The following is a 13,930-nucleotide window of genomic DNA, read 5'->3' as shown; positions in this document are numbered from 1 at the left end:
AAGACGCGAGGGACAACGGGCTTCATCGTACCGGATGCCGGACGCCTCACGGCGCGCGGCTGAGCGGTCCTGGTTCCAGCAGCTGCCGCGTCCACCATGGCAGTAACTGACCAGCCACCTCGGACACCAGCGGATGCACCACCTGCCCTTCCGCCCACAGGCCCGCGTCTGTCAGGACCTTCACCGCGTCCCTCAGCGCGGCGCAGTCCAGGCCACACCGCTCGCGCAGGCACGCCATCTCACCGACCGGCGGTCCGTCCGACACCCACAGCACCCTCAGGATGTCCTCACTGAACTGCGCCAGGCGCGCCCGCAACAGCGCTTCCAGGGTCGGTCCGCCGCCTCGCAGGAGCCGCGCCGCCCGTCCCGGGAGGCCCTCCGTCAGCACGATCAGCGCTGGCAACTCCACTGCCGACCACGCCGGGGCCAGCGTGGCAGCGAGGCGGACCAGCGTCTCCCGCGCCACGCTCCCCACTTCCACCACCGGGAGATCATGCCACTGGGGCGGCAGGGGACCCGTCGACACCAGGATCACCTGGCACCCGCGCCCGTCCAGAAAACGCACCAGCGGCCACACCCATTCCGGCATGTCCTCCACATCGTCAAACACCGCGCGGCCCGTCCCGACTGCCCGCGCGACCCACCCGGGGTCCGGCCTGTCACTCACGCCGTCCGGCGCGCACCAGACCGCCTCCGGAAAGGCTGCCCGCACCAGACTCGACCGGCCCGCTCCGCGCGGACCCCGGACGTGCACACTTCCCGTCGCGCAGCGCAGGGCCGCCAGTTCCCTCGCCCGTCCCAGCAGGCCCCCCCCTGCCGCGGATCCCCACGGCTCCCGCGGGAGAACCCCGAACGACTCCGACAGTTCCCTGGCGCGGCGCATGAACGCTTCGGCCTGCCCGCCTTCCCGCTGCCGGGCTGCCGCCACGAACAACGCGGACAGATGCCCTTCAAGCAGGCGGGTTTCGGTTCCCAGACGCCATTCGAGCCAGCGGTCCGTGCCGCGGCATGCACGCCCGGCCAGCAGGGGCCCGCGCCACCAGCGCAGCAATTCCGTCTCATCCGGCGTCCTGAGCGCGTCGACCGACAGCGTGTCCAGGTTCACCGAGAGGTTCGCGCCGGACACCACGAGGACGTCGGGCGCGCGCTGCAGCGCCGCGCGCAGGGTCGAGAGGGCCGTGCGCAGACTCTGGAGGGTCTGCCGGGTCGTGCCGTTCCACAACAGATCGGCCGCCTCCTCCCGCCCGATGGGTCCCTGCAGCGCGAGCAGGGCCAGCAGGCGCAGCGGCAACTCCCCGCACGGCGAGGCGGGCACGCCGCCCACCCGTAACGCGACCCGCCCGAGTACGTCCAGTGTTGCCTGCGTGCCCGCCTCTCCCGTTCCGTCGGCCGCTCGGTTCAAGGTCATCCTCCCCCGTTCAGGCTGTTCACGCGCCGTTCACGCGTTCCTCAGGTCGAATCCGCCTCCCAGCGTAGGCGTCAGGCCCTGGCGGGCGCCACCGGCGGACCCGGCGACCGGTAACACGGCGTAACAAGGTCCCGCCGTTTGAAGGCGATTCTTGACGTTCCCTTCACGCACCCACCCTCACAGTGGCCTCAGGATCCCCGATCCGGATCCTGGTCCGCGTCCGGCATTCCTCGCCCCACATCCGCTTCTGCCCCGGAGGTCCCCCATGAACGCGAAACCCGCCCTGCTCAGCACGCTGATGATCCTGCTCTCCACCGCGCACGCCGCGACCGGAAGCGTCACACCCACCGCGACCAGCAACAGCGTGCCCCTGCAAGTCACGGTGGTCGCCGGAGCCGGCTGCACCCTCAGCACCACCGACATCACCGTGAGCGGCACGTACCTCGCGAGCGACCCGAACGGCCTGCAGCAGACGGCCACCAACGCCGTGAACGTCCTGTGCACCAACGGCGCGCAGTACCAGCTGTCCGGACCGGGCTTCATGACCCTGTCGAACACGGGGAACACCAGCTCCCTGTATGCCAACCTGACGTACACCTTCACGAACGGCAGCACCGTCACCAGTAACGGTGGCACCGACGCCTACGACCTCACCGTCACGGTTCCCACCGGGCAGACCGGCGTCCTGCCGCAAACCCACACCGGCAGCACCTACATCAACATCACGTTGATGAACTGACATGCGCCGGCGACCCTCCCTCCTCGCGCTGCTGACCTGGCAATCACTGGCCGCCGCCTCTGGCAGCGTCAGTACCCTCACGCCCGGCGGGTCCGCGCCGTACACCGTGACCGTCGGGGTCGGGGCCGGCTGCGACCTGAGCACCTCAGACGCCGTGTTCGGCTTCTACGACGGCGCCCCCCTGAGTGCCAGCGGCACCATCCGCGTGACCTGCACGCAAGGCGCCCGGTACTCACTGCTGGTCACAGCCAGCGCCGCCACGCCCGGCGGCGCGACCGTCCTGACCCGCGTGGGTGGCACCGACACCCTGGAGTACACCCTCGACAGCGTGAGCGACAACGGTCAGTACGCCGCGCTGGACGACAGCGACCCGCTGGGGCTCGTGACCGTCACGGCCACCACCGTTCCCTACGTGCGCACCCTGACGTTCCTGCTGTACGGCGGTCAGACCCCCGTGCCGGGTGAGTACCGGGCGCAGCACACGGTCGAGATCACCCTGCTGAACTGACCCGCTCACACCCTGACCGCTGCCCGCCCGCGTGAACCGCCCGGAGCGGGCGGCTCATACGGATTCCGTTTGTTTCGCTGACCACCCGGAACTTCACCGGGTTGCCACCTCCACGTCCGGCATCCTCTTTGCTCCCACTCGCTTCTCTCGGATTGAACGGTTTCGGTCACCCGTTCAAGCGGAGGCCGTCTCACCCTTCCCCGGAGGCCCCTGAATGCGCCCAGCTTCCCTCGCCCTCCTGTGCCCACTGCTTGGCGGCGCCGCCCTCGCCGCGACCCTGCAGGTCACGCCACTGAGCCTGGAGATCGACCTGCGCCACTCGAAAGCCGGGTCGGTCACCGTCACGAACACCGGCCGTGACGCCGCCCGTTACCGCGTGACGGTCCTGCGGGTATCGCAGGACGGTCAGGAAACCCTGCAACCCGCACCGGAAGTGGTCCTGAACCCGCCCACCTTCACGGTAACCGCCGGGGCCCGGCAGGTGTTGCGTGCCGGATTCACCGGCGCGGCCCCCGCGAACGCGGAGGCAACGTACCGGGTGCTGGTGCAGCAGGTCCCACTTCCAGGCGGGATGGCCACCGTTTCGTCCCTGCTGAGTGTCGGCGTGCCCCTGTACGTCCGCACGCGGGACGGTGAGCCGGACGTGACCTTCTGGACTGAGCGCGGCCCGCAGGGACCGGTCCTGACAGCGCGGAACGCCGGGGGACGGCGGGCCGTGCTGGCGAACCTCAGCGTTCCCGGACGCACGCTGGGCAGCCTGGTCCTCGTGGCGGGCGGGGAGATGCGCTGGCCGCTCACGGAGGGCGTGGAACGCGTGACGTTCGAGGCGGGTGGAGGGCCGCATGCAGCGAAGGTGTCGGCCCGCTAGCACCCAGCTCGCCAGGGCCGCCCTCCTGAGCGCCGGGCTGACCGGCGCGGCCGGCGCGCAGCTGTGCGAGTGGCCGGCGGAAATCATGGACGTCCGCATGGGGACCTCCGCGCGCGGGGAGTGGCTGGTGCGGCGCGCCCCGGACGGGTCGCGGGTGTGGATTGAACGCGGCGCACTGGGCGCCGGGGAGGGCGGGTACGTGGCGCGCGACCTTCCCTGCCCGGACGGTGAGGGCACGCTGATCCGGGAAGAACTGGCGTGGACGGTGGACGAGGCGGCCCTGCAACTGACGTTCACGCCGAACGTCACGTTGCTGCCCGTCGTGACCGTCCGGCCCGAATGGCCGTCCGGGGCGCTGCCGGGCGAGTGGGCAGTCGTGACCGTCCCGGTCAGCGCGCAGGTGTCCGGAACGGCCGGGGGTCACGTCAGCGGCACGCTGGGCATCCGGCCGTCCTACCGGACGGGACCGGTGACCGTGTCCGGTCAGCTGGACACGCAGGCCACGGACGGGCAGATCGGTGTCAGCGGCGTGCTGGGCGCAACCGTGCGGCTGGCTGGCACGGAGATCGGCGCGCAGGTGCAGCGGAACGCCGCCGGCCTGAGTGCCGCCGCGCACGTGACGGCCGCACACGTCAGTCAACGGACCCTTCCTCCCGTGACCGTTCCCGTTCCACTGGGAGGCAGCGTGACCGTGCAGGTGGACGGCAACACCGCCGTACCGGTCACGGCCGCGCCAGGCACCCTGATCCTGACGGGCATTCCCCTGCCTGACCGGGCGGGAGAGGTGCAGGTCACCGTCCGTGAGGAGGCGGGGCTTCGCACGATCAGCACGGCGTTCCCCGCACCGCGACATTCCCTGAATCCCGGTGACTGGCGGGCCGCCGCGGAAGCGACCGTCACGCCGGGTGGCGCGTCGTTTCAGGTGCGGGCCGCCTTCGCGGCCGGCAGTTGGCTGTGGAGCACGCAGGGCGTCCTGAGCGGCGCAGGCCCTGGTGCCGGCGTCACCGGCACGTACCGGAACGGACCGGTCACCCTGGCGCTCACCGCCGAAACCAGCCGGAACGGCGACGCCTGGGCGTCACGTTTCGGCGCGTCGTACCGGACGCAGGGCGAGGTGAACGGTGCCACCTGGCACGCCGGCCTGCACGGCACGTGGGGCACGCAGAGGGACGGTGCAGGCGCCGGTGTGGACCTCGGATTGAGCGCGAACCGCTGGCAGGTGCGCGCCGCAGGCGACTGGACGGCCGGCGGTACCGAAGTCAGCCTCAGCGGTCAGTGGCAGGCCCGACCGGACCTGCGGATCCGCGCCGGGGGCCGGTGGACCGCGCAGGAGCAGACTTGGCAGCTGGGGGTCACGTGGCAGGTCGCCCCCGGCACCGACATTGAGGCGCTGACCGGAGAGCGCCGCGCCCTGAACGTCACGTACCGCCCGGCGGAACCGTGGACGGTACAGGCGCAGGTCACGCCAGGCGAGAGCCTGCTCGGCGTGACGGGCGGCTCGACCGCACGGATCGGCGCCTCCGTCACAACCCGCGGCACCTGGCAGGCGAACCTGAGCAGCGTCCTCGTCTCCACCGGCGGCCTCAGCCGCTGGTCCCGAACCGGTGACAGCGGCGTGGTCGCCGTTCAGACCGGCCTTCCCGACCTGCTCCTGCTGCTCGATGGCCGGCCGGCCGGGCGCACGGACGCGCGCGGCACGCTCCTGCTGGCCGGCGTGACCCCCGGCACTCCCCACACGCTGAGCGTTCAGGTCAACGACCTGCCCATCGAGGTCCTGGTCGGGCAGGACCGGCTGACCTTCACCCTGCAGGACACCGCCGGCACGCAGGTGGACTGGCACACCAACTTCAGGCGCCTGCGCACTGTGACCTTCCTCGCCCGGCCGGATGAACCCGCCGCGTTCGGCACCGTCCGCGCCGCCGGGCAGGAGTGGGCCCTGGACAGCCTCGGCCGGACACTCCTCCCCCCGGAGGCCGGACAGGGCCAACTCGTGTGGAACGACCGGAGCTGCCCGGTCACCTGGACGGCCACCGACGGGACCGCCACCTGTTCCTGACTCCTCATACACCGGGTTGCCAACGCCACGCCCGGCAGTCCGCTCTGCTCCCCCCGCTGGGCAGCGCAGCTCTACGCGTCCGCTCGGATTGAACGGTGCTGGCAACCCATTCAACCGGAGGCCGTACCACACCCAGCTTCCCCCACAGCGCCGCGCACCACGGCAGTCCCCCGGAGGAATTCATGCGACACCTGCCGCTCTTCGTCTGCGCCGCCCTCATCGGCTGCGCACCCAGCACGCCGCCGGCACCATCACCAGGACCGACACTGGCCCCAGGCACCTCCCGGCCGCGCCTTGAGCTGCTCGGATACGTGCAGGTCACCGCCGATACCGACCCGCAGGGCAGCCGCGTCCAGTGGCTGGACGCGGCTGCCCTGCGGCCCCAGACCCTGGACCCCGCGACCGGCGTGCAGTTCCGCACTGTGACGACGCCCACGCCCTTCGTGAACGACCCCGTCCGGGGGGAACGTTACCTGCACAGCACCCTGCAGGTGCACGCTCCGGAGCGCCGCAACGTGTACCTGCTGGCCGTGGATACCCCACAGACCATCTCGGACACCGCTTTCACCAGCGTCCGCAGTGATGACGGCACCCTGCTGGGAGAGGCGGCCGCGCGCGCCGTGAAACCCGCCCACCGCATGAGCGCCCCCGGCGCGGCCCACCCGGCCGGATCGGACCTCGTGGTGTTCACCGAGACGGAACTCACCGCGCGCACCGGCGGCGGCCCCGCACCGTTCCCGTGGGGCTTCGCGGCGCGTGTGTGCCTGAACGCCGCCTGCACCGCCTACACCCGCACGTTCCACCCGGAACCGACTGGGACGCTCTCCTACGCCGGGCGGGTCACACTGGCGTTCAAGGTGCCCCTGTCCGGCACGGCGACGCCCCGCAGCGTGAGCGGCACGTTCGCGGTGTATCAGGAAAGCGCAGAGGACATCCGCGTGACCCAGACGACCGAGGAGCAGGCGAGCGGCACGGTCGCGGGCCTGAACGCCCCGAACGCACAGGCCCTGCCGGCCACCTTCCGCGTCACGCACTTTCCCGGGTCCAGCATTCCGTTCGGCGCGCGCCTGAACGCGGTGCGCACCAGTGGGCCAGCCTCGGCGCCCACCGGCAGCCTCTTCGCGCTGGCCGATCCCTGCGCGGCCCCCAGCGGCGCACAGGATCCCTGTTTCACGCCGGTCTTGGGCCGCTTCGAGATGTACGGTTCCGACCTGCAGACAAACGGGCAGAACACGGTGCTGTTCGGAGAGAGATCGGGAAGCGGCCTCTCCTGGGAAACACTGGTCGGCCCTCAGCAGACATCGTTTCCCGGCCTGCCTTCATACCGCGCATCGGCGGTCCTGCAGTCGGACCGCGTCCTGACGGGCCATACCGTTCCCGACACCTTCTCGCAGGTCTTCCAGATCGACCGCTGGTTCCTCAGCGGCGCCGCCGACCCCGCCTTCGGGTCGGTGACCGTGCCCTACGAACTGGACTACGAAACAGGCAACGCCTACTCGGACCTGCCACTCAGTTTCCATCCCCTCACTGGTGGAGACACGCTGGTGGTGGCTCCCTACCAGCGGAATTCCGCGGCTTGTGACGGGTTCAGTTGCTTCTCTTTCCCGGTCGATTCTGGACTCAGAACCCTCGTGATCACCTCAAGCGGTCAGCAGGCCACAGGGCACCCGCTGGATGACCTCCGTGCGTCCGTCTGGACCGGCAGTCAGCCCCGCAGCCCGAGCTGCAGCGGGTACGGGCAGGTCGCCGTGACCCTCATGGACTCCGTCTCCACCTCCACGCTGATCACCTTCAGCGCCCAGGGAACGGTCACGCGAACCCTACCCCGGACGAACCTCCTGGCCTGCCGGGTTCAGCCGAACGGGAACACGCTGGTCGTGACGGGCGGAACGTCACCGCGCCTGCTGACCGTGACGGGCGGCGGCCTCACCGACGTAGCGCTCGTGCCCGGCGGCTTCCAGAACAGGCGAGTGGATGCCGCCGCGTTCCACGATGACGGGCACCTCGTGCTGGGTGTCCAGACGAACGCCGCGCCGCCGGCCACCGCGGAGTGCAGTCCGAGCGGATCATGCGGCCCGCTGCGGCCGGTCGGCCCGCTCGACTCCTCTCTCAATGCCGTCAACATCGACACTGCCGGGCGACCACTGACCCTGGTCAGCACCAATCCGTTACCCGAGGACGGGGGCCCACCCACCCTGACGCTCACCCGCTGGGTGCGGTGAGCGCCGGCCGGTGCACCTTGGAGGGTCATCGTGCGCCGGTGCGGGTGGTATCCCCCGCAGTCAGCAGTTCCTTTCGCCTGTCCCGGATCGCAACGCTGTCCTGCGGGCCGCAGAGACAGCCGGAGCCTGCGCCGCGGCCCGGGCACCTCCGGGGTCCGTGCGCGCAAGCATTGCTTGAAGCCGAGTGATCTGACATCATGCCACTGCTGATGTCCGACCGCCTGACCGTTCTGGTAGTAGATGACAACCTGGCGGACCTCCTGCTGCTGGAGGAGGTGTTCGAGGAGCACGCCGCGGAGGTGGATCTCCTGACGTTCCGCAGTGGCCCGGACGTCCTGGCGTACCTGCGTGATCCGGCCTGCCCGCTGCCGGACGTGCTGTTGCTGGACTGGTTGATGCCTGCCATGAACGGTCAGGAGGTGCTGGAGTCGTTGCGTGCCGAGCCGCGGTTGCGCGGCCTGCCGGTCATGGTGCTGTCCGGACACGCGCTGGACGTGCCGGGCACGCTGGCCTGCCTGATCAAGCAGGCCTCGCTGGAGGGACTGATGGCGTCGGTGGACCGCATGATCGGGGAACTGCGGTCGCGGCGGGCCCTGCCGTCCGCCGCGCCGCGCTGCTGAACCGGACTGGGAGGGTGACTCCGCCCGGCCCCTCCCGGCCGGGGCCAGCAGGGTTGCGCCGCAGGGCAGGCCCTGATGTTCATGCAGCTGCCGGTGGCTGACAGTCTGCCCAACCGGGACGCGCGGATGGGGCCGGGGGACCGGGCGGGGCGAGGCCGGGGGTGGTGGGGGTGGGCATGGAAGCGGCCTGCCTGGCCGCACGGATCCGGTGCGCCACCCGCCCGTGAGGGCGTCACTTATGGAAGCTTAATGTGCGGCGTGGCGCTGACGGGATTGCGGGTTTTTGCCCCCTCAACTCACACAATGAAGGTACGTTAAGGACCGTATGCCTCAAGTCATTACCGTGCTTCTCATTGACGACAACCCGGCGGACCTGACGCTGGCGCAGGAGGCGTTCGACGATCACAGCGACCACGTCACCCTGATCACCTGCAGCGAGGGCGCCCAGGCCATCCGTCTGCTCAAGGACACCAGCCGGTCCCTGCCGGACGTGATCGTCCTCGACGTGAACATGCCGGTCATGAGCGGCTTCGACGTGCTGCGCACCATCCGCGCCGACGAGGACCTGCGCCACCTGCCGGTCGTGATGCTCAGCACCTCCAGCAGCGAGGCGGATATCGGGCAGGCGTACGACCTGATCGCCAGTTCCTACATGCTCAAGAACGCCAGTTTCAGCGAGTTCGTCTCTCAGATCGACCAGTTCGTGAAATTCTGGACCGGCTGTCAGTTCAAACGCCCCCACCGCCCGTGACCGCCCCGGCCCCGCCCGGCCCCGCACACGGGCCGGCTGGCACAGTCGCCGCCCGACCCGTCCGGTATGGTGAGCGTCATGCCAGCCGCTGACCCTGTCGCCACGTCGTCCGCCCGGGCCGACCTGCCCCTGTCGGTCCTGCTGGTCGACGACGACGCCACGGACCTCGAACTGGCCGCCATCGTCTTCGGCGAGCACGAACTCGACGTCCACACCTGTTCCGGCGGCGTGGAGGCCCTCACGCACCTGCGGGCCACGCCGGCCCTGCCGGACGTCGTGGTCCTCGACCTCAACATGCCACAGATGAACGGCTTCGAGGTTCTGGACAGCATCCGGCGTGACGCCGCGCTCCGGCACCTGCCGGTGGTGATCCTCTCCACGTCCGGAGAACCCCGTGACGTGGGACGCGCGTACGAACTGCTCGCCAGTTCCTACCTCGTCAAGCAGCGGGACTTCACGGCCTTCGAGCAGCAGGTCCAGGGCTTCGTGCACTTCTGGAGCACCTGCCTGTTCCCGGACCGCCCGGTCCGCCTCCCGGGCAGCTGACACGGACTCCGATTGAATGGGCTGCAAAGCCATTCAATCCGAGCGAAGCGAGTGGGAGCTGGGCGGGTTCCGGACGTGGAGTCGGCAACCCGGTGGGTTGGCGGGTGAAGGGCGAGACAGCCGGCAGTCCGCAGAAGCGCCGCGCGGCCACCGCATGGGCGGGTCGTCAGGCCCCGTCCGGCCCGGCCGCCGGGTGCCGTGGGTCCGGGCCGTCGGCTGCGGGCCAGCTGCGGAACAGGCCCGAGCCGCCACGCTTGGCGAGGTACATGCGGTGATCGGCGCTCGACAGCAGCGGCGAGAGGGTCCACGGGCCCGTGCCGGAATGCGCCATGCCCGCGGACACGCCCACCCGCAACCCCGGAGGCAGGCCCGGGTCGCCCATGGGCTCCCGGGTGATGGCCGCGCCGATGGCCCGCAGCAGGGCCACACCGTGGGCCGGTGGGCCGCGGAACGCGACGGCGAACTCGTCCCCGCTCAGGCGGGACACGAGGTCGTCCGGGTGGAGCAGGGCGGCGTGAAGGCGGCGGGCGACCTCGCGCAGCACCAGGTCGCCCGCCGCGTGGCCGTGGCGGTCGTTCACGGCCTTGAATCCGTTCAGGTCGAGGAAGATCACGCCCACGCCCTCAGCGGCCCGGCCGGTGGCGGTCCAGCGGGTCAGGGTGTCCATCAGGGCGCGGCGGTTGGGCAGCCCGGTCAGGTCGTCGGTGTGCAGTTGCCGGTGCAGGTCCGCGCGGCTGCGGCTCAGGGCGCGGGAGGTCTCGCGCAGGCGCCCGAGCAGTTGCCGCTGCCGGGTGACCAGCAGGCGGTAGCGGGCCAGGACCAGCGCCGCGATCAGCAGCGTGACGGTCAGGTGGACCGTCACGCCCTGCGGCGCGGCCCGCAGCGACCAGCCGCTCGCGAAGGCGCCGAGCAGCGCCAGGAACGGCCAGGTGCCCAGCAGCTGCCGGACCTGGTGCGTGAGTGGCCGGGAGCGCAGCAGCGCCGGATCGTCCGGGTCCAGCGCCAGCAGGGCGGACAGGGCGATCAGGGCGAAGGTGACGTTCCACAGCTGCAGGACCGGGCGCAGGTTCTGGTAATCCCCGGCCGTGACCCGCCCGACGTACCACAGGTCACCGGCACCGATCAGCAGGACCGCGCTGGCCAGCAGCAGCTGGTGACGGCACAGCTGGCGGGTGCGGGCCAGCAGCAGCCAGCCGGTGATCAGCAGCAGCCACAGGTCCAGCACCGGGAACACCGCCTGAATCCACACGGTGGGCTGTCCGGTCTGCGAGAGCGGCACCAGCAGCGGCAGCGTGAGCGTGAGCGTCACGGCCGCCACGTCGATCTGCAGCGCGAGCGGGGAGGCGCGGGCGCCACTGAGGTCCAGCAGCGCCCGGAGTGTCAGCGGGTACAGCAGCAGGAAGAACAGATCCGACGGGCGCGGCAGCCAGCTTGTCCTGGGGCCGGGTGTTTCCAGGTGAAAGAACAGCACCTCCCCGGCGAAGTACGCGACCAGGGCCGCGAGTAACCAGCGGTACGCGCGGGCGCGCGGGCCCGGAGCGCACACGGACGCGTTGATGACCATGGTCAGGCAGACCAACCGCACCAGCGCGGCGCTCAGCATCGTGAGGTTCAGGTCGTCCGCCACGGACGGCAGGCCCGCGACCGTCACGGCCGCCAGCAGGCCGAACCCCAGGCTGGCCAGGGCGACCTGCTGACGGACCGGTTGAACGGGCACCCGTCCACTGTGTCACATCCGGCACTCATTCGGGGCGCAGCTGTGGGCAACGGACATTCATGCAGCGGGCAGGGTCCGCGCCTCATACGGACTCCGGTTGAATGGCTCTGCAGGCCGTTCAGGCGCGGTCTGTCTCATACGGACTCCGATTGAAAGGGCTTCGCAGCCCGTTCAATCCGAGCGAAGCGACTCGGAGAACTGCTCCGCAGAGGAGGAGCTGGGCGGGTTCCGGACGTGGAGTCGGCAATCCGGTGGGTTGGCGGGTGAAGGGCGAGACAGACGGAATCCGTATCAGCGGGTCTTCGTGACCTTGCTGAGCAGCGGGGGCCGGTCGGGGTTCAGGCCGCGTGCCAGCGAGAGGTGCGCGGCGAACAGGTAGAACGCCAGGGCGCTGGGGACCGTGTCGGTCAGGCCATGCCCGGTGGCGGGCGTGGTGAGGGTGCTGCCGCTGGCAGGGCCGATGGTGCGCAGGTCCGCGCCGTCGCCCTGCAGGGCGTCCAGCGCGGCGCGGGTGGCGGCCCCGGCCTGATCGGCGGGCGTGAACGCCAGGACCGGGAGGCCCTCGGCGAGCAGGCGTCTGGGGCCGTGGCTGAACTCGGCGGCGGAGTACGCCTCGGCGTGGATGCCGCTGGTCTCCTTGAGTTTCAGGGCAGCTTCCTGCGCCACGCCGTAGTGCAGGCCGCGCGTGAGGACGATCAGGTTCTCCGCGAAGCGGTAGCGGTCGGCCAGGTCGCGCGCCTGCCCCTCGAGGGCCAGTGTGGCCTCCAGCGCGGCGGGCAGGGCGTCCAGGCCCCGCAGCAGGGCCCCGTCGCCGCTGAGGTCCGCGATGACGGGCAGCAGGGCGGTCAGGCTGGCGAGGTAGCTCTTGGTGGCGGCCACGGCGCGTTCCTCCCCGCCGCGCAGCGGCAGGACGAACTCGGCGGCCTGCGCGAGGTCGCTGTCTTCCACATTGACGAGTGCGACGGTCAGGGCGCCGCTCTCGCGGGCCGCGCGGACGTTCTCGACCACGTCGGGGCTCGCGCCGCTCTGGGAGACGGCGATCACCAGGGCGCCGCGCAGGTCCAGGCGGGTGCCGTACAGGGTGTGGACGCTGGGGCCGAGACTGGCGACCGGCAGGCCCAGCTGGGTTTCCAGGGCGTACTTGAGGACCGTGCAGGCGTGGTCGCTGCTGCCGCGCGCGATCGTGACGGCGTAGGCGGGCTTCAGGGCGCGGATGGCGGCGGCCAGGGCGCGGCTGACGTCGGCGTTCCCGGCGAGCTGGCGGCGGGTGACGTCGGGGGACTGCCGGGCTTCCTGCAGCATCAGGGGGTCGGTCATGGGGTCTCCAGGGTGGGCGTTGCGGTGAAGGGTGTGCCGGTGATGGGGCTCCCGGCGACATGCACGGCCTGCACGGTCAGGTCCGGGTCGAGGGTGACGAGGTCGGCGCGCAGGCCGGGCCTCAGTTCGCCCCGGTCGCGCAGCCCGACCGAGCGGGCCGGGGTGAGGCTGGCCATGCGGCTCGCTTCCGGCAGGGGAATGCCGGCGGCGACGGCGCGGCGCAGGGCGGCGTCCATGGTCAGGACACTCCCGGCGAGGGTGCCGTCCGGGAGGGTGGCCCGCCCGCCGCGCACGGTGACGGGCTGCCCGCCGAGTTCGCTGGGGCCGTCGCCGAGTCCGGCGGCGCGCATGGCGTCCGTGATCAGGATCAGGCGTTCCGGCGCGGCGGCCCGCGCGAGCCGCACGGCCGTGTCGTGCAGGTGGATGCCGTCCAGGATGACTTCCAGCGTGGCGTGCGGGTCGGCCATGAGGGCGCCGGGCACGCCGGGGGTGCGGCCCTCGACGCCGCCCATGGCGTTGAACAGGTGCGTCGCGCAGGTCTGCGCGCCCGCCGCACTCAGCAGCGCGAGCAGGCCGGTGACGGTATCGGCGTCGGCGCGGGTGTGCCCGATCCCGACCCGCACGCCCGCCCGCGCGAAGGCCAGAGCCGCTTCCCGCGCGGCCGGCAGTTCCGGGGCGAGGGTCACGGCCCGCAGGACGCCCGTCGCGATGACCTGCGCCACCAGTTCCTCGGTGGGGTCCACGGCGCAGGGCGGTTGTGCGCCCAGCCGCTGCGGGCTGATGAACGGCCCTTCCAGATGGGCGCCGGCGATGTCCGCGCCGCCGGGCACGCCCACACGCATGACCTCGGCCACGCCGCGCAGCGCGTCCAGCACCGCCTCCCAGGGGTGGGTGATGGTGGTGGGCAGCAGCGTGGTCGTGCCGTGCCGGGCGTGCAGGCGGGCCAGGGTGCGAACGCCGTCCGGGCCGTCCATGGTGTCCCCGCCGCCGCCGCCATGAACGTGGGTGTCCACGAACCCGGGCAGGATCACCCGGTCACGCGGGGCCTGCGGGTCGGACTCTGCGGCGCGGATCAGGCCACCCTGAAGGGTCAGGCGGCCCGGCGCGAGGCTCCCCTGCGGGCCGGGCATCAGCAGCAGGCCGCGCAGGACCGTCACGCCCGCTCCGTCAGGCATCGA

General features: G+C 71.4%; 12 protein-coding genes. 8 read left to right on the top strand and 4 right to left on the bottom strand.

Annotated elements, in window-relative coordinates; translation table 11 throughout:
• Nucleotides 1-46 precede the first annotated feature (46 nt).
• Entirely contained in the window at nt 47-1,402 is a 1,356-nt protein-coding gene (locus ABDZ66_RS03070) for an AfsR/SARP family transcriptional regulator (RefSeq protein ID WP_343755947.1), read from the bottom strand.
• Nucleotides 1,403-1,673: 271 nt separating this feature from the next.
• On the opposite strand from ABDZ66_RS03070, the gene ABDZ66_RS03065 reads away from it, so the two are divergent.
• The 8 genes from ABDZ66_RS03065 (at nt 1,674) to ABDZ66_RS03030 (ending at nt 9,718) form a co-directional block, all read left to right on the top strand.
• The gene (locus ABDZ66_RS03065) at nt 1,674-2,147 is read left to right on the top strand and encodes a hypothetical protein (RefSeq protein ID WP_343755945.1); all 474 of its coding nucleotides are present in this window, start codon (nt 1,674-1,676) and stop codon (nt 2,145-2,147) included.
• Between the two features lies 1 nt (nt 2,148).
• Nucleotides 2,149-2,655: a spore coat protein U domain-containing protein gene (locus tag ABDZ66_RS03060; RefSeq protein ID WP_343755943.1), complete on the top strand. Its 507-nt coding sequence runs from the start codon at nt 2,149-2,151 to the stop codon at nt 2,653-2,655.
• 214 nt (nt 2,656-2,869) lie between these two features.
• A complete protein-coding gene (locus tag ABDZ66_RS03055; RefSeq protein WP_343755942.1) occupies nt 2,870-3,523 on the top strand; it encodes a fimbrial biogenesis chaperone in 654 nt (217 codons plus the stop codon).
• Entirely contained in the window at nt 3,498-5,579 is a 2,082-nt protein-coding gene (locus ABDZ66_RS03050; protein ID WP_343755940.1) for a fimbria/pilus outer membrane usher protein, read from the top strand. The genes ABDZ66_RS03055 and ABDZ66_RS03050 overlap by 26 nt, the downstream gene beginning before the upstream one ends.
• A gap of 182 nt (nt 5,580-5,761) precedes the next feature.
• Nucleotides 5,762-7,801 (top strand): hypothetical protein, encoded by a 2,040-nt coding sequence (locus ABDZ66_RS03045; RefSeq protein ID WP_343755937.1) that lies wholly within the window; start codon nt 5,762-5,764, stop codon nt 7,799-7,801.
• 209 nt (nt 7,802-8,010) lie between these two features.
• Complete coding sequence (locus ABDZ66_RS03040) at nt 8,011-8,421, top strand: response regulator (protein ID WP_343755934.1); 411 nt, start codon at nt 8,011-8,013, stop codon at nt 8,419-8,421.
• Between the two features lie 325 nt (nt 8,422-8,746).
• Complete coding sequence (locus ABDZ66_RS03035) at nt 8,747-9,172, top strand: response regulator (RefSeq protein ID WP_343755932.1); 426 nt, start codon at nt 8,747-8,749, stop codon at nt 9,170-9,172.
• A gap of 78 nt (nt 9,173-9,250) precedes the next feature.
• A complete protein-coding gene (locus ABDZ66_RS03030; protein WP_343755930.1) occupies nt 9,251-9,718 on the top strand; it encodes a response regulator in 468 nt (155 codons plus the stop codon).
• 166 nt (nt 9,719-9,884) lie between these two features.
• Here the strand turns inward: ABDZ66_RS03030 and ABDZ66_RS03025 are convergent, their stop codons facing one another.
• The 3 genes from ABDZ66_RS03025 to nagA form a co-directional block, all read right to left on the bottom strand.
• Complete coding sequence (locus ABDZ66_RS03025; protein ID WP_343755928.1) at nt 9,885-11,435, bottom strand: GGDEF domain-containing protein; 1,551 nt, start codon at nt 11,433-11,435, stop codon at nt 9,885-9,887.
• A gap of 291 nt (nt 11,436-11,726) precedes the next feature.
• On the bottom strand, nt 11,727-12,752 hold the full coding sequence (locus ABDZ66_RS03020) for an SIS domain-containing protein (protein ID WP_343755926.1): 1,026 nt from the start codon (nt 12,750-12,752) through the stop codon (nt 11,727-11,729).
• A complete protein-coding gene (gene nagA / locus ABDZ66_RS03015; protein WP_343755924.1) occupies nt 12,749-13,927 on the bottom strand; it encodes an N-acetylglucosamine-6-phosphate deacetylase in 1,179 nt (392 codons plus the stop codon). The genes ABDZ66_RS03020 and nagA overlap by 4 nt, the downstream gene beginning before the upstream one ends.
• Between the last annotated feature and the right edge of the window lie 3 nt (nt 13,928-13,930).

It is taken from the genome of Deinococcus depolymerans (assembly GCF_039522025.1).
GTDB lineage: Bacteria > Deinococcota > Deinococci > Deinococcales > Deinococcaceae > Deinococcus > Deinococcus depolymerans.
The sequence above is the reverse complement of the archived record's forward strand: the minus strand, read 5'-3'. Positions and strand labels throughout refer to the sequence as shown.

Coding starts and splice junctions, on each gene's coding strand:
- ABDZ66_RS03045 (WP_343755937.1), top strand. CDS start 5,762: ATGCGACACCTGCCGCTCTTCGTCTGCGCCGCCCTCATCGGCTGCGCA.
- ABDZ66_RS03055 (WP_343755942.1), top strand. CDS start 2,870: ATGCGCCCAGCTTCCCTCGCCCTCCTGTGCCCACTGCTTGGCGGCGCC.
- ABDZ66_RS03065 (WP_343755945.1), top strand. CDS start 1,674: ATGAACGCGAAACCCGCCCTGCTCAGCACGCTGATGATCCTGCTCTCC.
- ABDZ66_RS03020 (WP_343755926.1), bottom strand. CDS start 12,752: ATGACCGACCCCCTGATGCTGCAGGAAGCCCGGCAGTCCCCCGACGTC.
- ABDZ66_RS03040 (WP_343755934.1), top strand. CDS start 8,011: ATGTCCGACCGCCTGACCGTTCTGGTAGTAGATGACAACCTGGCGGAC.
- nagA (WP_343755924.1), bottom strand. CDS start 13,927: ATGCCTGACGGAGCGGGCGTGACGGTCCTGCGCGGCCTGCTGCTGATG.
- ABDZ66_RS03060 (WP_343755943.1), top strand. CDS start 2,149: ATGCGCCGGCGACCCTCCCTCCTCGCGCTGCTGACCTGGCAATCACTG.
- ABDZ66_RS03035 (WP_343755932.1), top strand. CDS start 8,747: ATGCCTCAAGTCATTACCGTGCTTCTCATTGACGACAACCCGGCGGAC.
- ABDZ66_RS03030 (WP_343755930.1), top strand. CDS start 9,251: ATGCCAGCCGCTGACCCTGTCGCCACGTCGTCCGCCCGGGCCGACCTG.
- ABDZ66_RS03050 (WP_343755940.1), top strand. CDS start 3,498: ATGCAGCGAAGGTGTCGGCCCGCTAGCACCCAGCTCGCCAGGGCCGCC.